Raw genomic sequence first — 20,510 nt, 5'->3', positions numbered from 1 at the left:
CGAACACGCCCGCTTACGGATCGCTTACGGCATTCGGCGTGACCGGCTCGCCGAGCATCGCTGCTATGATTTGAGGTCGCGCTGATGTTGCCGGCGCGAACAGCCGGTCGTTCAATCGGCCGAAACGCTTTCCAGTCGCTCTCCGCCGGCCTTTGCGATGAAGCTACGCCAACCGCCATAGGCCGAAATGTCGATAGCTCGTGACAACCCGGCGGTTTCGACCAGGAAGCCTTTGGCCGATGTCCCCTCGTCGAGCTCGATCGTGCCTATCCCGAGCGGCGGCGGGATCGCGGCCACGAAGCGTCCGAACGCGTCTGGCGAAAGCCGCCAAACCTCGACATCGATCGCCGCCCCTTCGCCATCGGCAACACGCACGAGCCCCGGCTTCGGCACAGATTGGCCCGCGAGCGCGTAAAGCTGGTAGGAGGCGACCGTCTTGGCGGCCCTGCTCATTCGGCCTCCCAGCGCGCAGAGCTGGCCGTTGAGCGGCATTCCCGACAGATGCGCGCCGACGACCACGATCTCGATCATGTCGTCATCGAAGTCGGGGATTTTGGCGGGGGAAGCAGGCATCGCCCAGCCAGTCGCGCCAAGGCCGAGACCGCTGGCTGCATGGAGCTCGCTGGCCAGCGCCGCCGTCAGGGCGTCCCTGCCGGCGGCGGCAAGCAAAGTGACGCTCATCGGCAAGCCATCGTCGCGCTCGCCCGTCGGTATGGCGATGCCGCACATGTCGAGCAGATTGACGAAATTGGTGTAGGTGCCGAGCCGGCTGTTGGTGACGATCGGATCGGCCAAGACGGCACCGATAGTGTAATGCGTCGGCGCGGTCGGTACGCAGAAAAGGTCGACCGAGGCAATGACAGGCGCCAGCCTGACCTTGTAGGCCTGCAGCGCATAGAGGCCGTTGAACGCGTCTGCCGCGGAGAGCTTTCGCGCCCCGCCGATGATTGTGCGCGTCACCGGATGCATGGCCGCTTCGTTCGCGTCCATGAAATCCGCGATCGCCGCATAGCGCTCGGCCACCCAGGCGCCTTCGTAAAGCAGGTTGGCGGTGGCGTAGAAATCGCCGAAGGGGATTTCGACCAATCGGCAGCCAAGTTTTTCCAGCGTTCGCAGCGCCGCTTCGAATCCCGCTTGCATGGCCGCGTCGCCAAAAAATTCCCGGTCCGTCTTTGCCGGAACGCCGACAGACAGCTCGGATGGGCGCGGACCGAGCGGCGCCGCCGCGATAGCGCGCGAATAAGGATCGGCGTCATCTTTGGCCGCCGCGGCCCTGAAGACGCTGTAGGCGTCATAAACGGTGAGCGCGAAGACGGAGACGCAGTCGAGCGTGCGGCAGGCCGGCACCACGCCGGCGGCCGACAGCGCGCCGACGGTCGGCTTTAGCCCGACGATGTTATTGAGGCCGGCGGGGATACGGCCGGATCCTGCGGTATCGGTGCCGAGCGCGAAAGAAACAATGCCGTGCGCCGTCGCCACGGCCGAGCCGCACGAGGAACCGCCCGGCACCAGTTTCGGATCGATCGCGTTTCTCGGGATCGGATAGGGCGTGCGCACGCCGACTAGCCCGGTGGCGAATTGGTCGAGATTGGTTTTTCCTACGACCAGTGCGCCGGCCGCCCTCAGATGCGCGACGACGGTGGCGTCTTTCGCCGGCAAGTAGGCATATTCGGCGCAGGCGGCCGTGGTCGGCATGCCGGCAACATCGATGTTGTCCTTGACTGCGAACGGCACGCCCCAGAGCGGCTTTGCCACGGGATCGAATTCGCCGAGTGCCTCGGCTTCGGCGAGCAGGTCCGCCTTGCTCGCCAGATGGATGAAGATGCCTGGATCGTCCGCTTTCGCTACGCGCTGAAACACGGTTTCAATAATGGTAGCGGCCGACATGCCGGAGGCATAGGTCGCGTGCAGGCTGCCGATATCGAAGCGGATGTCGCTCATTTCGTCTCGTCCAGAATGACCACCGGCAGATTCCACTGGATCAGCACGACGCAGCCGTGTTTCGTCCACACCGAATGCTCGGTCCCGACCGGGTTCAGGATCACGCTTCCGGCAAGATAGTCGCCATTCTCGTCGCTCTGGGTGCCTTCCAGCACGACGATGGTTTCCAGCCCGACATGGCGATGGCGCGGCACGCCGGCGCCGGGCCGATAGTTCAGGATGGCGACGGACGGTTCGGCCGGTCCGCCCTTGAGCAGCCAATGCACCGTGATGCCGTCGCGAAAATGCTCGAATGCCAGATCACGCCAGCCCGCATCGATGAGAGCCGGGTATGCAATGTTAGGCATCGGCAATTCCCTTGAGCACCTGGTCCGTCGTCGCCGTCCAGCCGACGATCGCGCCCTGCGCCCTGATCATGGCCAGCGCGGCCGCCTTGAATTCCGGAAAATAGCTCTCCGTCGCATCCTCGGCCAGCAGGCATTCATAGCCGCGGTCGTTGGCCTCGCGCATCGTCGTCTGCACGCAGACTTCCGTCGTGACGCCAGCGAAGACGAGCTGCTGCACGCCGAGCCGCTTCAGGTCCTCACCGAAGCTGGTAGCGTAGAACGCGCCCTTGCCGGGTTTTTCGATGACGATTTCGCCAGGCAGCGGGGCCACCTCGTCGAGGATCGCCGTTCCCGGCTCGCCGACGACCAGCACGCGGCCCATCGGACCGACATCGCCGATCCGGATCGACGGATTGCCGCGATTGCGCTTGGCCGGCGGCAGGTCCGAAAGGTCTGACCTGTGGCACTCCATCGTGTGGATCACCGGCAGGCCGGCGGCGCGGAACCCCTCGATCAGCCTTTTCACCGTCGGCACGATCGCCACCACCCGGCTGACGTCGTTGCCGAGGCTGGCGCCGAAGCCCCCCCGCTCGGCGAAATCGCGTTGCATGTCGATGACGACCAGCGCCATCGCCTCAGGCTTGAAGGCAAACGGAAACGGCAGCGCATCGATCTCGGCCATCAATGATGTCCGGCCATATGTTCGCCGATCGTCTGAACGCTCGCCTGCGCGATCGGCGTCTCATAGACCAGCGCGCCGTCGGACATGACGAAGATGCGGTCGGAAAGCTCCAGCAATTCGTCGAGGTCCTCGGACATCAGGAGCACGGCGGCGCCGGCGTTGCGCGCCTTCATGATGCGGGCGCGGATTTCGGCGACGGCGGAGAAGTCGAGGCCAAAGCAGGGATTGGACACGATGAGAAGATCGACCTCGCCGGTCAGTTCGCGGGCGAGCACCGCGCGCTGCACATTGCCTCCGGACAGCGATGAAATCGGCGAGGCGAGCGAGGCCGTCTTGACCTTGAACTGCTCGACCAGGCGCGTCGCATAGTCCCTGATGGCGCTCATCTTGATCCAGTTGATCTGTTTGCCGGCCTCGTTCAGGTCGAAAGTCCGAAAAGCCATGTTTTCGGCAACCGTCATCCTCGGCGCGCAGGCATTGCGCAACGGCTCCTCCGGGATGAAGCGCACATTGAGCGTGCGTGCCTCGGCGCGGCTGGCGCCGTAGGGCGATCCCTTCACCAGAACGTCGCCGGCATCACGCGTACGCTGCCCGGCAAGGACTTCTAAAAACTCCTTCTGGCCGTTGCCGGAAATGCCGGCGACACCGACGATCTCGCCGGATTTCACATCGAGCTCACCGATGTTGATGGTCTTCAGGCCGGTGCGGTCGCGCGCCTTCAGTGCATTCACCGTCAGGATTTGCCTGGCGCCGACAGGCACTGGAGCGCGGCTGTCGAGCGCGGCAATCGGCTGGTCACCGATCATCATCGCCGCCATCTGCTTGTGAGATAGGTCCGATACTTTCCCAGTTCCGGTCAATCTGCCCTTGCGCAGCACCGTGATGTCGTCGGCGAAAGCCGTCACCTCGTGGAATTTGTGCGAGATCATCAGCACGGTGAGGTCGCCCGCCTTGGTCATGCCGCGCACGAGGCCCAGCACTTCCTGCGCCTCGCCGGGGGTCAGCACCGACGTCGGCTCATCCAGCACCAGAAAGCTGCGGCCGAGATAAAGCTGCTTGATGATTTCGAGCTTCTGTTTCTCGCCGCCGGCGAGTTCGGCCACCTTGACGTCGAGCGGCAGCTTGAACGGCATCCGCTCCATGAATTGGGCAAGTGCGGCGCGCTCCTTGCGCCAGTCGATAATCCCCGGCACCTTTTCGCGCGAAATGACCAGGTTCTCGGCACCCGTCAGTGACGGGACAAGGGTAAAATGCTGGTAGACCATACCGAGGCCGAGCGCCGAGGCATCCTTCGGACTGGTGATCCCGACCTCGCGGCCGTCAATCAGAATGTCGCCGGCGGTCGGGTGATAAAAACCCATGATGCATTTGACCAGCGTCGACTTGCCCGCGCCGTTTTCGCCAAGCAGCGCGTGAAACGATCCCGCCGGCACCTTGATCGAGACGTTGTCCAGCGCGGTGAAGGCGCCGAAGCGCATGCTCATGCCGATGGTCTCGACGCCAACCGCTTTTTTGCCGCGGTCACTCATGGTCGAACCTCATGGCAACTGGGCCACGAAGGACGCCGAGTTCGACACCGCGCCGAACACGCCGCCTTGCATCTTGATCATCTTGATCGCAGCGAGATGGTTGCCGTAGTCGGTCGCTCCGCAGCAATCCTCCAGCATCACGCATTCGAAGCCGCGGTCGTTGGCTTCGCGCATCGTCGTGTGCACGCAGACATCGGTGGTGATGCCGGTGAGCACGATGTTTTCGATGCCGCGCTGGTTGAGGATCAATTCCAGGTCGGTGGCGCAGAACGAGCCCTTTCCCGGCTTGTCGATGATCGGCTCGCCTTCGGCCGGATAGAGGTCGGGGATGATGTCCCAGCCCGGCTCGCCGCGCACCAGGATGCGCCCGCAGGGCCCGGGGTCGCCGATGCCGGCATTGATGCGGCGCGAGCGCCAGCGCTTGTTGGCCGGCAGGTCGGCGAGATCGGGCCGGTGGCCCTCTCGCGTATGAATGATTGTGTAGCCCTTCGCCCGCATGGCGGAGAGCACCGACCTGATCGGCTCGATCGGCGCCCGCACCAGCGAAAGGTCGTAGCCCATATGGTCGACATAACCGCCCGGCCCACAGAAATCGGTCTGCATGTCGATGATGATCAGCGCCGTGTTGTCGGGCCGAAGCTCGCCATTGTAGGGCCATGGATAGGGATCGGCATCGATATAGCGCTGCGTGACCTCGGCTCTGGCGTTCATTGAGCAAAACTCCAGTCTGGAAACGTCATTTGGTGATCGACAGTTCGCCCGGCGCGCCAGCCAGCGAACGGCTCGGCGACGAGGTGGCGATCATGATGACGAGGGTGAGAATGTAGGGTGCGGCGTAGAACAGATAGTAGCCTTGCGTGACGCCGACCGATTGCAGCGCAGGCCCCAGCGCGCCGGCGCCGCCGAACAGCAGTGCGGCGGCAAAGCAGCCGAGCGGGTTCCAGCGCGCGAAGATGACCAGCGCCACCGCCATCAGCCCCTGTCCCGACGAAATGCCTTCGGTCCAGCTGCCGGGATAGTAGAGCGAGAGGTAGGCGCCGCCGATGCCGGCCAGCGCGCCGCCGATGCCGGTGGCGAAGAGGCGCACCGTATTCGGGTTTAGGCCCATGGCGCGCGCCGCATCGGAACTGTCACCGACCACGCGCACGATCAGGCCGGCGCGGGTGTTGCGGAATGCCCACCACAGAAACACGGCAAGTGCTGCACCGATCAGGAACAGCACATTGACGTTGAGCGCCGCCTGCACCTGCGGAATATCGGACCAGCCGCCAAAGGCGATCGCCGGCAGGTCGGGCGCCGAAGGCTGGATGAACGGTTTGCCGAAGAAGAAAGCAAGACCCGAGCCGAACAGCATCAGCGCAATGCCGATGGCGATGTCGTTAACCCCGCGGAATTTGCAGATCCAGCCGTGGAACAGGCCGAAACAAAGACCGGCGGCGGCGGCGGCCAGCAGACCGAGCCATGGTGAGCCGGTCATCACCGCCACGGCATAGGCGGTCATCGCGCCGAAGACCAGCGTGCCTTCGAGACCGAGATTGATGCGCCCCGAACGCTCGGTGATGGCTTCGCCCAGCGACACGAAGATGAACGGCGTCGAGACGCGGATGGCGCCGCCGAGCATGGCGAGCGGAACGCCCCAGAGGCCGATCTCAGCTGCGTCCATCAGGCAGTTCCCTTCAAGAGATCTGGCCTCTTCAAGAGATCGGGCCTCTGCCAGAGGTCGGGATTGAAGGCCTTGAAGCGGCCGTAGAAGGTTTCGCTGAACAGAATGACGACGAAGAGCATGCCTTGCAGCACCAGCACGGTGGCGTCGGGCAGGTCCATGCGGCGCTGGATCAGCCCCCCGGAGGCGTCGATGCCGCCAAGCAGGAAGGCGACCGGGATGATGGCGAGCGGATTGTGGCGGGCGAGGAAGGCGACCAGGATACCGGTATACCCGTAGCCGGCGGCGAGCGAAGCATTGGCGCTGCCTTGCACGGCGGCAACTTCCAGCATGCCAGCAAGACCGGCGAAGCCGCCGGCCAGCGCGGTGAAACCGACGATCAGCGGCCCGACGGCAAGTCCCTGCACCTGGGCTGCCCTGACATTGCCGCCGGCGATGCGGGCGGCAAACCCCCAGCGGGTCTTTTCGATCAGCAGCCAGGACAGAATGCAGGCGATAACGCCGACGACCAGGCCCCAATGCACGTCCATGCCCGGAATATTGCCGATGCGGTAGGCCTCCGCCAGCGGCTCGGTCGACGGTTTGTTGAGCGAGGCAGGATCGCGCAGCGGCCCTTCCACCAGATGGTTCATCAGGGCGATGGCGATATAGGCCATCAAAAGGCTCGATATGGTTTCATTGACGGCACGGTAGTGGCGTAGCGCGCCGACGGCACCGATCCAGATGCCGCCGGCGGCCAGGCCCGCCACGCCCATGGCTAGAACAACGAAAAAGGCGGGGGCACCGCTGGTGGCCACGCCCATCGCAGCCGCGGCAACGCCGCCCAGCACGATCGCGCCTTCGCCGCCGATGACGACAAGGCCGAGCCGGGCCGGCAGTGCCACACAGAGCGCCGCAAGCAGCAAGGGTGCGGCCCGCGACAGCGAGTTCTGGACCGAGAACCACGAGCCGAAGCCGCCGCGCCACATCGTTTCATAGAGCTGCGCCGGCGATTTGCCGACCAGCGCGATGAACAGGCTGAACAGGGCCATGCCGACGATCAGCGCCGCGAGCGGGATGACGAAGGCCTCCGCCCGCCGGGCGATCCATTCGAGCGCCGTGGGATAGCCCCGGGCGCCGAGCATCACTGGCACGCTCGCACTGCTCACGGTGTCTGCCATGGCCCCCGTCTCCGATCCATGCTCAAGCGGTCGAGCCGACGACACCCTCGACGAGATAGTCCATGCTTTCCAACTCGATCGCGGCTTCGACGAAGGTCTGGCCCTCGGTTGCGACGACGTCGCCCTTGTTGTTCTTCAACGGCCCCTTGATCACCGAAAAGCCGCCCTTCATCATTTCGGCGAGCGTTCCGTCGAACTGGGCGCGCGCCGCCTCGCTGACGGCGGGGCCGAGCGGGCTCATCTTGACGAAGCCGTCGGCCAGTCCGCCGCGCGTGAAATTGGGCAGCGGCTTGCCGGCCATGAGGTCGTCGACGAACATCTTGTAGACCTTCGCCCAGTTCCATTCCGCGCCGGTCAGATATTTTTCCGGCGCCAGCGGGCTCTGATTGGCATGGTAGCCGCAGATGAAGGCGCCGCGCCCCGCCGCCGTTTCGACCACCACTTTCGGGCTGTCGACATGGCAAGTGATGACGTCGGCACCCTGATCGACCAGTGCATTGGTGGCTTCCGCCTCCTTGACCGCCAGCGACCATTCGCCGGTGAAGATCACCTGGCAGGTGATGGTCGGGTCGACCGAGCGTGCGCCGAGCAGGAAGGAGTTGATGTTGAGCAGGACCTGCGGAATGGGCTTTGCGGCGACGAAGCCGATCTTCTTGGTCTTGGTGGCGTGGCCGGCGGCGACGCCGTTGAGATACTGGCCCATGCCGATATAGCCGAAATAGGAACCGGCATTCATCGGATGCTTGTCCTTGTTCCACATGCCGCCGCAATGGCGGAACTGCACGTCGGGGAATTTCGCGCACATGGCCAGCATGTGCGGATCGAAATAGCCGAACGAGGTCGGGAAGATCAGCGAGGCGCCGTCGAGGTTGATCATCGATTCCATCGACTTCTGGACATCGACCGTCTCGGGGACGTTTTCCTCCTCGACCACGGAGATGCCCTCGATGGCCTTCAATGTGGCAGCACCCTCGGCATGCGCCTGGTTGTAACCGTAGTCGTCCTTCGGTCCGACATAGATGAAGCCGACAGTGACGGCAGCGGCGAACGCCCTGCTGATCGGGAATGACGCCGAGGCCAGACCGAGCGCCGCTCCGGCGGCGGAGGTCTTGAGCAACTCGCGGCGGCTAAGCATGAATCTCTCAGTCATGTGAATGCTCCCTGTTGAACCCTTTTCGGGTCGATTAATTCCCTTCTCGTAAAAGTGCATGCAATCGCTGTGCCAGTTCAAAGGCTAGAATTTATCCAATTAAATCAGTTGGCGTGCCGATTTGCCGTGCTCAAGTGAAAGGCAATTGCATGCACTTTTTGCCTTTCAATTAGCCAGTTTGACATCTAGATTAAAATAAAGGCATAGAGGGCGCGCCCGAGTCGAAACTTCCGGCGAGCCACTTGCCGCACAGCCGCGAAAAAAGACTGACGGAGGAGAATTGTCGGGGAAGCGCAGCTTGATCAGGTCGGGCACGACTGTCGATCAGATGGTGAGGGCGATCGGTGACCGGATCGTCACCGGCTTCCTGCGCCCCGGCGAAAAGCTCGACGAGGCCTCGCTCGCTGCCCGTTTCGACGTGTCGCGCACCCCCGTCAGGGAGGCGCTTGGCCGGCTGAGCGCCATGGGGCTGGTGGAAAGGCGACCCAACCGGGGCGCCACTGTCGCCGTGGTGACGCAGGAGCATCTTGCCTCGATGTTCGAGAGCATGGCCGAGCTTGAAGCGATTTGCGCACGGTTTTCAGCCGAGCGCATGGCCACCGCAGAGCGCCGCGCGCTCGAGATCGAGCACCAGGCATCGGCGCGCCTCGTGCAGTTGGGCGCGGAGGAGGACTACGAGTATTTCAACACCGAGTTCCACACCCGGCTCTATCGCGGCGCGCACAGCAAGCACATCTATGAACTGACCGTCATGACGCGCAGCCGGCTGGCGCCGTTCCGGCGCGCGCAATTCATGCTGCCGGGCCGCCTGGCCAAATCCTGGCAGGAGCATGACGTCATCGTTACCGCGATCATGCGCGGCGACGGCGCTGCCGCAGGACATGCAGCCAAGGATCACGTTTCCATCGTCAGCGAGGCGAGCGCCGTCTTTGCAGCGGTTGACCCGATGAAACCGGCGGCGGATTCGTTCGGGATGTCTTCCTAGCAATCAGGCAAACTGCCCAATCCGTCGGCGATGCGATGATTTTCGCGTCACTCGGGCGAACGCTCGAAGCCGCACAGCTCCACAAATGCCGGCCATTTGGCACAATTCGGCTTGGCATGCTCCTTGCTTCGTAGATGGTGTGCAGAGCGTCTAGGGTTCCGGCCGCGACACAGCGGTGCTGGTCCAAGAGATGCGACCGCCAGGGATGCACTGAGGCATCCGGCGGAACACGGCGGGCCAAAATCCCGGGAGAACCCTGCACGGGTTTGCTGGCGCGAACCTCTCCCGGATGCGCGCTCGCAAACCCCAACATCAAGTCCGGCCGCAATCCGGATCGCGAACAGGGGTACGCAATGCTTCGCAAGCTGGCCGCAATCATCCTAGCCGCATCACTCAGCCTTCCCGTCGTTTCCGCCGCCGACGCGGCGCCCAAGAAAGACTTCAAGATATGCTGGTCGATTTATGTCGGCTGGATGCCGTGGGGCTATCTCTCCGACAGCGGCATCATGAAGAAATGGGCTGAAAAAAACGGCATCAATGTCGAGATCACCCGCATCAACGACTATGTCGAAAGCATCAACCAGTATACGGCCGGCGGCTTCGACGGCTGTTCGATGACCAACATGGACGCGCTGTCGATCCCCGCAGGCGGCGGCGTCGACACCACCGCTTTGATCATCGGCGACTTCTCCAACGGCAACGATGCCGTGATCCTCAAGGACAAGGCCGCGCTCGCCGACATTGCCGGCCAGACGGTCAACCTCGTCGAGCTCTCCGTCTCGCATTACCTGCTGGCGCGGGCGCTGGACACGGTCAAGCTCGCCGAGAAGGACATCACCGTCGTCAACACGTCCGACGCCGACATGGTCGCCGCCTACGGCACCAGCGACGTCACCTCGGTCGTTACCTGGAACCCGCTGGTTTCCGAGATCGTCGCCATGCCGGGTGCGCACAAGGTTTTCGATTCCTCGCAGATTCCCGGTGAGATCATCGACTTGATGGTCGTCAACACCGAGACGCTGAAGGACAATCCGGCGCTGGGTAAGGCGCTTGTCGGCGCGTGGTACGAAGCGATGGACCTGATGACCTCCGACACGCCGGAAGGCAAGGCAGCCAAGGAGGAGATGGCCAAGGCGTCCGGTACCGACCTCGCCGGCTTCGACGCGCAGCTCGCTTCGACGGCAATGTTCTTCGACCCCGCCAAGGCGGTCGAGTTCACCAACGGCACCGAATTGCCGAAGACGATGGATCTGGTCCGCAACTTCCTGTTCAGCCACGGTATCCTCGGCACCAATGCCACGAGTGTCGACGTGGTCGGCATGAGTTTTCCCGACGGATCCACGCTGGGCGACGCCAAGAACGTCAAGCTGCGTTTCGATCCAGCCTTCATGGCCGAGGCCGCAACCGCAACGCCCTGACCCGACATGCTGGCCAAGGGAATGAGTGCCAGGGATGAAGTCTCCGACACGGGCGGGGAGGGCACCACGCGCCCTTCTCCGCCAAGGCCGAAGGTGCGCCTTCGCATGATCAATGCGAAGGTCTCGCGCGGCGGCGCCTTGTTCCTCGGCGGCTTGCCGTTCTTGTTGGTGGCGATCGCCTATCTGATCGCCTCGGCGCAACGGCTGGCGGTCAATCCCAGCGACAAGCTGCTGCCTTCGCCGGCACAGATGTGGTCGGCCTTTCTTGACCTTGCTACGGTTCCGGACAAGCGCTCGGGCGACCTTATCCTGTGGGTCGATACCTATGCCAGTCTCCTCAGGCTGTTCGCGGGCGTGGGCGTTGCCACCTTCGCCGCGCTTTCGCTTGGCATCGCCATCGGCTTCATCCCGCGGGTGCGGGCGTTCCTGCTGCCGTTCGTCACCGTCGTCTGCGTCATCCCACCGCTGGCGCTGCTGCCGATCCTGTTCATCGCGCTCGGCCTCGGCGAAACGGCCAAGATCACGCTGATTGCCCTTGGCGTCGCGCCGGTGATGGTGCGCGACATCGCCAACCGGGTGCTGGAATTGCCGTCCGAACTGGTCGCCAAGGCGCAAACACTTGGCGGCAACAGCTGGACCATGATCTTGCGGCTGGTGCTGCCGCAGGTCATGCCGCGCCTCATCACCTGCGTGCGGCTGGCGCTCGGGCCGGCCTGGCTGTTCCTGATCGCCGCCGAAGCCATCGCCTCGACCGAAGGGCTGGGTTACCGCATCTTCCTCGTCCGCCGCTATCTCTCGATGGACGTCATCCTGCCCTATGTCGCCTGGATCACGCTGCTTGCCGTCATCACCGACTGGCTGCTGGTGCGGCTTTCCCAAGCGATGTCCCCTTGGGCGCACCCGGTGGAGACCAGATGAGCCGCATCGTCGTTCACGGGCTGGAAAAGAGTTATGGCGATGCCCGGGTGCTCGAGCGGGTCAACGTCACCGCCGAGGCCGGCGAATTCCTGTCGCTGGTCGGCGCCAGCGGCTGCGGAAAATCGACATTCCTGCGCATTCTGCTCGGCCAGGAGCAGCAGAGCGGCGGTGTCGTCATCGTCGGCGATGGCCCGATCGTGCCCGAGCCGACGCCGCAGCGCGGCATCGTCTTTCAGCGCTATTCGGTGTTTCCACATCTGACCGCCATCCAGAACCTGCTGCTGGTCGAAGACTTTCGCTCGGGCGGGCCGTTTGGCCGCGTCTTCGGCGCCAGGCGCAGAAACGCCAGGCAAGAGGCCGAGGCCATGCTGGCGCGCGTCGGGCTCGCTCATGCGCGCGACCTTTATCCGGCATCGCTTTCCGGCGGCATGCAGCAGCGGCTGGCAATTGCGCAGACCTTGCTCGGCCGTCCGCAGATCCTGCTTCTCGACGAACCGTTCGGGGCGCTCGATCCCGGCATCCGCGTCGAGATGCACGAGCTGCTGACCGAGCTCTGGACCGAGCACGGCATGACGGTGGTGATGGTCACCCACGATATCGGCGAGGCCTTCAAGCTCGGCACCCGCGTGCTGGTCTTCGACAAGGTGCGCCACGATCCGCAGTTCCCGTCCGCTTACGGCGCGACGATCACCTACGATCTGAAGCTCGATCGCAAGACCCGGGCTTCCTCTCATCACTTGGCCAGGGTGGCCGCGATGGTCGGGACGACCCGGCCGGATAAAGCAATGGCGACGACGGCGTCGTAACGGAGAGTTTGAATGTCCAGAAATATCCCCGAACGCAGCCACCGCCGAGCAGGGCTCGTCGCCCGGGCGGCCAGGGAACGCTTTCACCACCCGGATTTCGACGCGCGCGGCACGCAGGGCTGGAAATCGATCGAGGCCGAGGGCAAGCTGCCGGAAAGCGGCTGGCGCAAGGAGCAGCAATGGGCGCTCGACATGGGCCTGCCAGGGTCGGAGTCGATCGTCGACAAATCGATCCCGACATTCGCGCGCGGCGAGCTGCCGCATTTCGCCGGCATCAACACCTTTCTCAAGGCGCCCTATGTCGAGAACGTCCGCGATGTTGGCAAATATGATGCTGCCGTCATCGGCATTCCTTTCGACAGCGGCACCACCTACCGGCCGGGTACCCGCTTCGGGCCGCAAGGCATTCGTCGCATCTCGGCGCTCTACACGCCGTACAATTACGAGCTCGGCGTCGATTTGCGCGAGCAGATGACGCTGTGCGACGCCGGCGACGTCTTCACCATTCCCGCCAATCTCGAAAAGAGCTTCGACCAGATCACCAAGGGCGTCAGCCATGTCGCCTCGTCCGGCGCGTTGCCGATCATGCTGGGCGGCGACCATTCGATCGGTTTCCCTTGCGTGCGCGGCATCGCCGACGTGACCTCGAAACGCATCGGCATCATCCATTTCGACCGCCATATCGACATCCAGGAAAAGGATCTCGACGAGCGCATGCACACCACGCCCTGGTATTGGGCGACCAACCTGCCGAACGTCTCGGCGACCAATCTCGTGCAGCTCGGCATCGGCGGATGGCAGGTTCCCCGCTACGGCGTCGCCGAGGCGAGGAAGCGCGGCACCAACGTGCTCACCATTGCCGACATCGAGCAGATGGGCCTTGAGAAGGCGGCGGAAATCGCGCTCGAACTCGCATGGAAAAACACCGACGCCGTCTACATCTCCTTCGACGTCGACAGCCTCGATTGCGGTTTCGTGCCCGGTACGGGCTGGCCTGAGCCGGGCGGCTTCCTGCCGCGCGAGGCGCTCAAGCTGCTTGGGCTGGTGACTGCTCCAGGCATCTGCGGGCTGGAAGTGGTCGAGGTTTCGCCGCCTTACGACACGTCGGACATTACGGCGCTGTTCGGTGTGCGTGTCGTCGTCGAGGCGCTCGGCTCGATGGTCGCCCACGGTAATCTCGGCAAGCACAAATCCATCATCGACAAACCGGCGAGTTTTTAACCATGCACGATGATCACCACCACAGTCACGATCATGGCGATGGCCATCATCATCACGGGCCGAACGGCCATCATGACCATCCGCACGTCCTCGGCCACAACGGGCCCGCGGGCAAGCCGCTGCAATGGCAGACGCCGCATCTGCCGGACCAGGCTCACGAGCCGCCGGCCGATCCAGCGACGGTCGACCTCGACCTTGTTGAAACCGCCTTCCTCGAAGGCTTTGCGCGGGCGCCGGACCCATCCAGCTTTCTGCGCCTGGCCGGCATACCCTTTGTCGGCGAGACGGCAGACGGCGTGCGGCTTCATCTGCTTCGCGTCGAGACCGAGGATCTGGTCGACGTCGGCGCGGTCATGCCGCTCGTCGGCGGCACCGGCGTCGCCTATCACCCGTTGCCGGCGCGCCTGACATCGCACCGCCGCCGCCTCGCTTTCATCTATCACGATGGCAATGAGCAAAAGCCGCTCGGCTTCGCCGCGGCGCGCGCCCTTGCAGACCGTTCCGCCGCTTCGCAATTCGCCGTTCCCGGGCACTGAAACCAGAACCCGTCACTCTCATCGAACAGGTACAACTATGAAAACATTAGCAAGACTTGGCACCCTTTCAGCTCTCGCTGCCCTCACGCCGTCGCTGGCGTTTGCGCATAGCGGCGGCGTTCACGTCCACGGCTTTTTCGCCGGCCTCGAACACCCGCTCTTCGGCATGGATCATTTGCTGGCCATGGTCACGGTCGGCATGATTGGCGCTCGCGCCGGCGAGCGCAGTGTTGTGCTTGTGCCGCTGGTCTTTGTCTCGGCCATGGTCGCCGGAGCCTTGCTCGGCATGGCGGGCATCGGCCTGCCTTCGCTTGAAACGGGCATCGCGCTGTCGCTGGTAGTCTTCGGCGCCATGGTCGGTCTTGCCGGGCCGCTGCCGCTGGCCGCCGCCGCGGCGCTGACCGCCCTGTTCGGCCTCTTTCACGGCAATGCCCACGGCCTCGAGATTCCCGAGAGCGCCAGCGGCATCGCCTACGCCGCTGGTTTCATGCTCGGCTCATCGATGCTGCATGCGATCGGGGTGTTGTCCGTCTTCAAGCTCGCCCGTTGGCCGATGACGGTCCGCACCGCGGGGCTCGCCACCTCGCTGGTTGGAATGGCCATGGCGGCCCAGACCTTCTGAGTGAGGCGATCAAACGCTGGCAGTCGGCAAACAGAACTGGAATGCAGATGAGCCAGAAATTGTCGATGAGGCTGCGGCGCATCCGCGATTTGCTGTACCAGATCCTGAAGATCCGTGCCGAGCGGCTTTGAAGGGCGCGGTTATCGCGTCCCTCCGGTCGAAATGAGCGTCAGAACTCGAGCGCCTGCCTGAGCGCCGGACCGCTCCTGATGCGCAGATCGAGGTCGGCCTCGATATGGTCGATGTGGTGCAGCATCAGTGCGCTGGCGCGTTCGGAATTGCCATTTTCCAGCGCCTCTAGGATATTCATGTGCTCGCTATGGCCGCAGCTCGAGACGCCCGAGCGGCCATAGAGCGCGATCACCAGCGATGAACGCGCGACCAGTTCTTCCATGAAGCGCTGGAGGATGATGTTTCCGGCGACCGACGCCAGCAGCAGGTGAAAATCGCCCGAAGCCTTGATCTCCGATCGTCTTGCGCTCGGTCCGCGTTCGGCAATGAAGCGGCCTTCTTCCTCGAGCTGCGCCTTGAAGGCAACGACATGCGCCGACGTCATCCGCCCGGCCGCGGCGATTGCGATGCCGGGTTCGATGAGCCTGCGCGAAGCAAAGACCTGGCGCGCTTCCTCCGGCGACGGATTGGCGACGAAGGCGCCGCGGTTGCGCTCGGTCCGCACCAATCCCTCAAAGGAAAGCATCTGTAGCGCCGCGCGCGCCACGGTGCGGCTGACATCGAACAAAGTGCCGACCTCGCCTTCCGACAGCTTGGTTCCGGGCGCCAGCCGACGATCGACGATCGCGTCGCGCAATTGGTCGCGGATCGTCTGGGCGCGATCCTCGTTGGCACTGTCGACAGCAGGGAAAGTCTGGTCGGCTATGTTCATGATGGTAGTCCCTGCACCCCTTCTACCCTGAATCGGGTCGCGTGCACGAGGGTCAAAGTGAATACGATGTCAGAAAAGATTGCATACGATTTTTGCGAGAATCGCCCGCTATCGCCTATAATTTGTGCATTGCATAAGCATGCTGTTTCGGCAGGCAGCCGGATGCAATCCCGATTTCCCCAAGGTTTCAATCGCTTGCGGCCGAAGTAGGGCAATTGGCATGCATGATGCTTTGCTTAAGTTGATTTAGAGAGGAAGCCGGATGTCCAAAGCCGCCGAAATCGACATCGTGTCCGTTTCGAAAATCTATGGCGCAACGACTGCCGTCGAAGACATCAGCTTGAAAATCCCCGCGGGAACCTATTGCTGCCTGCTCGGGCCGTCCGGCTGCGGCAAGACCTCGACGCTGCGCATGATTGCCGGGCACGAGAGCATATCGAGCGGCGACGTGCGTCTCGGCAACACAGTGGTCACCGACCTGCCGCCGGCCAGGCGCGGCACCGCCATGATGTTCCAGTCTTACGCGCTGTTTCCGCATCTCGACCTGGTCGACAATGTTGCGTTCAGCCTCAAGATGAAGGGTGTCGGCAAGGAGGAGCGCCGCGCCAAAGCGCTCGATATGCTGAAGCTGATGCAGATGGAGGGCTATGCCAGCCGCCGCCCGGCGCAGCTTTCGGGCGGACAGCAGCAACGCGTCGCTCTGGCCCGCGCGCTGATCACCGACCCCGAAGCGCTGCTGCTCGACGAGCCGCTATCGGCACTCGATCCATTCCTGAAGATCCGCATGCGGGCGGAACTGAAGAAGCTGCAGACCTCGCTCGGCATCACTTTCGTCCACGTCACCCACAGCCAGGAGGAGGCGATGGCGCTCGCCGACCTGATCGTGGTCATGAATGACGGCCGCATCGAGCAGGCGGCGCATCCGCGCATCGTCTTCGAGCGGCCGGCCACCGCGTTCGTCGCCCGTTTCATGGGCGATCACAACGTCGTCTCCGGCCGCGTCAGCGGCAGCCGCGACGGCATGGTTGTCTTCGATGTGCCGGGTGGCGCCTCGCTTGCGGCCAGCGGGCAGGGCAGGGCGATCGGCGAGCCGATCGATATCGCCATTCGCACCGATCACGTGCGGATCGGTGATCCGCCGGCCGCCGGGCTGGGCTTCACCGGCATCGCCTCCAACGTCGAATACCGAGGCTCGACCGTGAAGCTCTCGGTCAATGGCGCCGGCATCGAGGATTTTACGGTGATCGTCGACGACACCAGCTTCTTCGCCAAGCCGGTCGCCGTCGGCGACGCGGTGCCGATCGCCTGGGACGCCGAGGACGCGATCGTCCTTGGCCGTCTCGATTCCTGAACCAACACCAATCAAAACAGGGGAACTGACATGACCAACACCACCGACAAGAAGACAGGAATTTCCCGCCGCTCGCTGCTCAAGACCGGAGCTGCCGCCGTCGGTCTTGCCGCCGGTTCGGGTGCCATATCAGGGTTCCCGACGATCTGGGCGCAGAACCCGATCACGCTGCGCCAGTTCGGCACCGGGGTGTCGAACCTCAACGCCATTGCCGACAAGTGCAAGGCTGATCTCGGCATCACGCTGGAGATGACGGCGACCGATTCCGACGCCGCCGCCCAGCGTGCTGTAACCCAGCCGGACAGTTATGACATCGCCGACATCGAATACTGGATCGCCAAGAAAGTGTATCCGTCCGGCGTGATGCAGCCGATGGATGTCAAGAAGCTGAAATACTACGACAAGATCGTACCGCTGTTCATCACCGGCAAGCTGACGCCCGACAGCGTCATCGCCCAGGGCACCGCGCCGCATACCGTCGGCTTCGTCGAGGCGCAGGACGCCAAGACCTTCGCCAAGGAACCGACGCAGTGGATGACGATGGTTCCGACCATCTACAATGCCGATACGCTCGGCATCCGCCCCGACCTTGTCGGGCGCGAGATCACCACCTGGGCTGACATCATGGATCCGGCCTTCAAGGGCAAGGCCGCCATTCTCAACATCCCGTCGATCGGCATCATGGATGCGGCGATGATCATGGAAGCCATGGGCAACATCAAATATGCCGACAAGGGCAACATGACCAAGGAGGAGATCGACAAGACGATCGACTTCCTGATCAAGGCCAAGCAGGACGGCCAGTTCCGGGCGTTCTGGAAATCGTTCGACGAGAGCGTCAACCTGATGGCTTCAGGCGAAGTGGTCATCCAGTCGATGTGGTCTCCGGCGGTCGCGGCGGTGCGCTCCAAGGGCATCGCCTGCAAGTACCAGCCGCTCAAGGAAGGCTATCGCTCGTGGGGCGGCGGCCTTGGCCTGGCGGCGCATCTCAAGGGCGCCGAGCTCGACGCCGCCTACGAGTATATCAACTGGTACCTGTCCGGCTGGGTCGGCGCCTATCTCAATCGCCAGGGCTACTACTCGGCCGCCATGGATACGGCCAAGCAGTTCATGTCCGAGGACGAATGGGGCTACTGGGTCGACGGCAAGCCGGCCAAGGGCGATATCATGGCGCCGGACGGCAAGGTCATGGAGAAGGCGGGCGCCGTGCGCGACGGCGGCTCCTTCGTCGAGCGCATGGGCAAGGTCGCCTGCTGGAACTCGGTCATGGACGAGGACCGCTACATGGTGAGGCGCTGGAACGAGTTCATCGCTGCGTAGCGCAAGGCAGGCAATAACTGAGATGTTGCGTTCCTTCGCGCCCCCCTCTGTCCTGCCGGACATCTCCCCCACTTGGGGGGAGATTGGCAGCTTCGCTGTTGGCCCCGCTTCTTGCGATGTTGGAGATTGGCGAAAGCAGCGGCGACGGCTGATCTCCCCCCAAGTGGGGGAGATGTCCGGCAGGACAGAGGGGGGCGCGAAGGATCACAGCTTGCCAGATTGTCGGCCCTCCGCGACACGCCAGGGCTGTTCCAGATGACCGTGGCTCTCGACCAGCCCGCAACCACCGCCGCCGCCAAACCCGCCAGACGCCGTCGGTTCTCGATCGGCGCGATCGTCTCCTACCTCCAGGCGACCCCGCTGGCGCTGATCCTCGGCGCGTTCCTTTTGCTGCCGATCCTGATGATCGCCGTGGTCTCCTTCTGGGACTACGACTTCGCGGCGATGTACCCGGATTTCCTGACCACCAACTATTCCGACACGCTCGGCTCCTGGGTCACCTGGAAAACCTACCTGAACACGCTGAAATACGCCGCCATCGTCTGGGCGCTGACGCTGTTCATCGGTTTCTGGGTCGCCTATTTCCTCGCCTTCCATATCAGGACCACAGCCATGCAGATGGTGCTGTTCCTGGTCTGCACCGTGCCGTTCCTGACCTCCAACATCATCCGCATGATTTCGTGGATTCCGGTGCTTGGCCGCAACGGGCTGGTCAACTCGACGCTGGTTGAGATCGGGCTGATCCCGAAGCCGATCGAATGGCTGCTGTATTCCGAATTCGCCGTGGTGCTCGCGATGGTGCATCTCTACACGCTGTTCATGGTGACGCCGATCTTCAACACGCTGATGCGCATCGACAAGTCGCTGATCGAGGCCGCGCGTGATGCCGGCGCGTCCGGCTGGCAGGTCCTGTGGAACGTCATCATTCCGCTTGCCAAGCCCGGGATGGCGATCGGCACCATCTTCGTCGTCACGCTGGTGATGGCGGACTTTTCGACGGTGCAGGTGATGTCCGGCGGACAGAGCGCCTCCGTCGCGCTGATGATGAAGAACCAGATGTCGCTGCTGCAATATCCGGCGGCCGCCGCCAATGCGGTCGTGCTCCTGGTACTGGTGCTGCTGATGGTCGCCGGCATCCTGCGCATCGTCGACATTCGCAAGGAGCTGTGAGGCGATGAGCCACGACAAGCGCCCCCTCGAATTCTACGTGCTGGCGGCCTTCTTCGCCCTTTTCGTGCTGTTTCTCTACGGCCCGCTCTCGGCGATCCTGATCCTCTCTTTCCAGGGCGAGAATGGCGGGCTGACATTCCCATTGAACGGCGTTTCGCTGCACTGGTTCGCCAATCTGTTCGAGCGCCAGGCGGTCGGCGATTTCGGCGGCAGCTTCAAACGCTCCTTCATCCTTGGCCTGATGGTGATGATCGTGACCGTCGGCGTGTCACTGCTTGCCGGTCTTGCCTTTCGGCAAAAATTTCGCGGCGCCACCGCATTGTTCTATCTGGCCGTCGCCAGCCTGGTTGTGCCGTCGATCATCATTAGCCTCGGCATCGGGGTCGTCTTCCAGCAGATCGGCCTCCGCCCCGCCTGGTACACGTCTGCCTTCGGCGCGCATCTGACATGGACCTTGCCTTTCGGCGTGCTGATCATGTTCGCCGTCTTCAACCGGTTCTCACCGGCCTATGAGGAAGCCGCGCGTGATCTCGGTGCGTCGTCCTGGCAGACCTTCGCGCATGTCGTCCTGCCGATGATCGCGCCCAGCCTGATCGGTGTCGGCCTGTTCGGTTTCACCCTGTCCTATGACGAGTTCGCCCGCACGCTGATGACCTCGGGCACCTTCAACACGCTGCCGCTCGAAATCTACGGCATGACGACGAATGTGACGACGCCGGTGCTCTATGCGCTGGGCACCGTGACGACCGTGTTTTCCTTCCTGGTGATCCTGCTGACGCTCGGCGCAATCGTCTATGTCGGCCGTCGCCGGGCGCGTATTTGAGAGCCG

At 63.4% G+C, this 20,510-nt stretch carries 20 protein-coding genes and 1 riboswitch; of the genes, 10 read left to right on the top strand and 10 right to left on the bottom strand.

Annotated features, from left to right (window positions below):
• Positions 1-111: 111 nt before the first annotated feature.
• From atzF to AC0L14_RS15645, 8 genes are read right to left on the bottom strand one after another with little or no spacing between them, the layout of a single operon-like run.
• Positions 112-1,941, bottom strand: coding sequence for an allophanate hydrolase (gene atzF / locus AC0L14_RS15680; RefSeq protein WP_473750052.1), 1,830 nt, complete (start codon positions 1,939-1,941; stop codon positions 112-114).
• Positions 1,938-2,288 carry a cupin domain-containing protein gene (locus AC0L14_RS15675; RefSeq protein ID WP_473750051.1) on the bottom strand — a complete coding sequence of 117 codons (351 nt, stop codon included), beginning with the start codon at positions 2,286-2,288 and terminating at the stop codon, positions 1,938-1,940. Before AC0L14_RS15675 ends, atzF begins: the two co-directional genes overlap by 4 nt.
• The gene (locus AC0L14_RS15670) at positions 2,281-2,949 is read right to left on the bottom strand and encodes a cysteine hydrolase family protein (RefSeq protein WP_473750050.1); all 669 of its coding nucleotides are present in this window, start codon (positions 2,947-2,949) and stop codon (positions 2,281-2,283) included. The genes AC0L14_RS15675 and AC0L14_RS15670 overlap by 8 nt, the downstream gene beginning before the upstream one ends.
• Positions 2,949-4,478 carry an ABC transporter ATP-binding protein gene (locus AC0L14_RS15665; protein WP_473750049.1) on the bottom strand — a complete coding sequence of 510 codons (1,530 nt, stop codon included), beginning with the start codon at positions 4,476-4,478 and terminating at the stop codon, positions 2,949-2,951. Before AC0L14_RS15665 ends, AC0L14_RS15670 begins: the two co-directional genes overlap by 1 nt.
• A 9-nt stretch (positions 4,479-4,487) precedes the next feature.
• Complete coding sequence (biuH, locus tag AC0L14_RS15660) at positions 4,488-5,189, bottom strand: biuret amidohydrolase (protein ID WP_123146849.1); 702 nt, start codon at positions 5,187-5,189, stop codon at positions 4,488-4,490.
• A 25-nt stretch (positions 5,190-5,214) separates the two neighbouring features.
• Entirely contained in the window at positions 5,215-6,141 is a 927-nt protein-coding gene (locus AC0L14_RS15655; RefSeq protein WP_473750048.1) for an ABC transporter permease, read from the bottom strand.
• The gene (locus AC0L14_RS15650; RefSeq protein WP_473750094.1) at positions 6,141-7,265 is read right to left on the bottom strand and encodes an ABC transporter permease; all 1,125 of its coding nucleotides are present in this window, start codon (positions 7,263-7,265) and stop codon (positions 6,141-6,143) included. Before AC0L14_RS15650 ends, AC0L14_RS15655 begins: the two co-directional genes overlap by 1 nt.
• Before the next feature lie 58 nt (positions 7,266-7,323).
• Positions 7,324-8,451, bottom strand: coding sequence for a BMP family ABC transporter substrate-binding protein (locus AC0L14_RS15645; RefSeq protein WP_473527467.1), 1,128 nt, complete (start codon positions 8,449-8,451; stop codon positions 7,324-7,326).
• 298 nt (positions 8,452-8,749) lie between these two features.
• On the opposite strand from AC0L14_RS15645, the gene AC0L14_RS15640 reads away from it, so the two are divergent.
• From AC0L14_RS15640 to AC0L14_RS15620, 5 genes are all read left to right on the top strand, one after another.
• On the top strand, positions 8,750-9,436 hold the full coding sequence (locus AC0L14_RS15640) for a GntR family transcriptional regulator (RefSeq protein ID WP_473750047.1): 687 nt from the start codon (positions 8,750-8,752) through the stop codon (positions 9,434-9,436).
• A 139-nt stretch (positions 9,437-9,575) separates the two neighbouring features.
• Positions 9,576-9,690: riboswitch (guanidine-I (ykkC/yxkD leader) on the top strand.
• 99 nt (positions 9,691-9,789) lie between these two features.
• Positions 9,790-10,854 (top strand): putative urea ABC transporter substrate-binding protein, encoded by a 1,065-nt coding sequence (locus AC0L14_RS15635; RefSeq protein WP_473750046.1) that lies wholly within the window; start codon positions 9,790-9,792, stop codon positions 10,852-10,854.
• Positions 10,855-10,959: 105 nt separating this feature from the next.
• Positions 10,960-11,772: an ABC transporter permease gene (locus tag AC0L14_RS15630; protein WP_473750045.1), complete on the top strand. Its 813-nt coding sequence runs from the start codon at positions 10,960-10,962 to the stop codon at positions 11,770-11,772.
• The gene (locus tag AC0L14_RS15625) at positions 11,769-12,578 is read left to right on the top strand and encodes an ATP-binding cassette domain-containing protein (protein WP_473750044.1); all 810 of its coding nucleotides are present in this window, start codon (positions 11,769-11,771) and stop codon (positions 12,576-12,578) included. The genes AC0L14_RS15630 and AC0L14_RS15625 overlap by 4 nt, the downstream gene beginning before the upstream one ends.
• Positions 12,579-12,590: 12 nt before the next feature.
• Positions 12,591-13,799 (top strand): agmatinase family protein, encoded by a 1,209-nt coding sequence (locus AC0L14_RS15620; protein ID WP_473750043.1) that lies wholly within the window; start codon positions 12,591-12,593, stop codon positions 13,797-13,799.
• Here AC0L14_RS15620 and AC0L14_RS15615 read toward each other — a convergent pair.
• Positions 13,796-14,257: a hypothetical protein gene (locus AC0L14_RS15615; protein WP_473750042.1), complete on the bottom strand. Its 462-nt coding sequence runs from the start codon at positions 14,255-14,257 to the stop codon at positions 13,796-13,798. The genes AC0L14_RS15620 and AC0L14_RS15615 overlap by 4 nt on opposite strands.
• A gap of 115 nt (positions 14,258-14,372) precedes the next feature.
• Between AC0L14_RS15615 and AC0L14_RS15610 the strand changes: the two genes are divergently transcribed.
• A complete protein-coding gene (locus tag AC0L14_RS15610) occupies positions 14,373-14,957 on the top strand; it encodes a HupE/UreJ family protein (protein ID WP_473750041.1) in 585 nt (194 codons plus the stop codon).
• A gap of 169 nt (positions 14,958-15,126) precedes the next feature.
• On the opposite strand, the gene AC0L14_RS15605 is transcribed toward AC0L14_RS15610, so the two are convergent.
• On the bottom strand, positions 15,127-15,840 hold the full coding sequence (locus AC0L14_RS15605; protein WP_123146877.1) for a GntR family transcriptional regulator: 714 nt from the start codon (positions 15,838-15,840) through the stop codon (positions 15,127-15,129).
• Positions 15,841-16,102: 262 nt separating this feature from the next.
• Here AC0L14_RS15605 and AC0L14_RS15600 point away from each other — a divergent pair, with 262 nt between their 5' ends.
• The 4 genes from AC0L14_RS15600 (at position 16,103) to AC0L14_RS15585 (ending at position 20,504) form a co-directional block, all read left to right on the top strand.
• Positions 16,103-17,191 carry an ABC transporter ATP-binding protein gene (locus AC0L14_RS15600; RefSeq protein WP_473750040.1) on the top strand — a complete coding sequence of 363 codons (1,089 nt, stop codon included), beginning with the start codon at positions 16,103-16,105 and terminating at the stop codon, positions 17,189-17,191.
• A 30-nt stretch (positions 17,192-17,221) separates the two neighbouring features.
• Complete coding sequence (locus AC0L14_RS15595; protein WP_123146879.1) at positions 17,222-18,511, top strand: ABC transporter substrate-binding protein; 1,290 nt, start codon at positions 17,222-17,224, stop codon at positions 18,509-18,511.
• Between the two features lie 324 nt (positions 18,512-18,835).
• Positions 18,836-19,681 carry an ABC transporter permease gene (locus tag AC0L14_RS15590; protein WP_473750093.1) on the top strand — a complete coding sequence of 282 codons (846 nt, stop codon included), beginning with the start codon at positions 18,836-18,838 and terminating at the stop codon, positions 19,679-19,681.
• A 4-nt stretch (positions 19,682-19,685) separates the two neighbouring features.
• Positions 19,686-20,504, top strand: coding sequence for an ABC transporter permease (locus tag AC0L14_RS15585; protein WP_473750039.1), 819 nt, complete (start codon positions 19,686-19,688; stop codon positions 20,502-20,504).
• Positions 20,505-20,510: the final 6 nt, after the last annotated feature.

The sequence above is a fragment of the Mesorhizobium sp. WSM4841 genome (assembly GCF_055811515.1).
The sequence above is the reverse complement of the archived record's forward strand: the minus strand, read 5'-3'. Positions and strand labels throughout refer to the sequence as shown.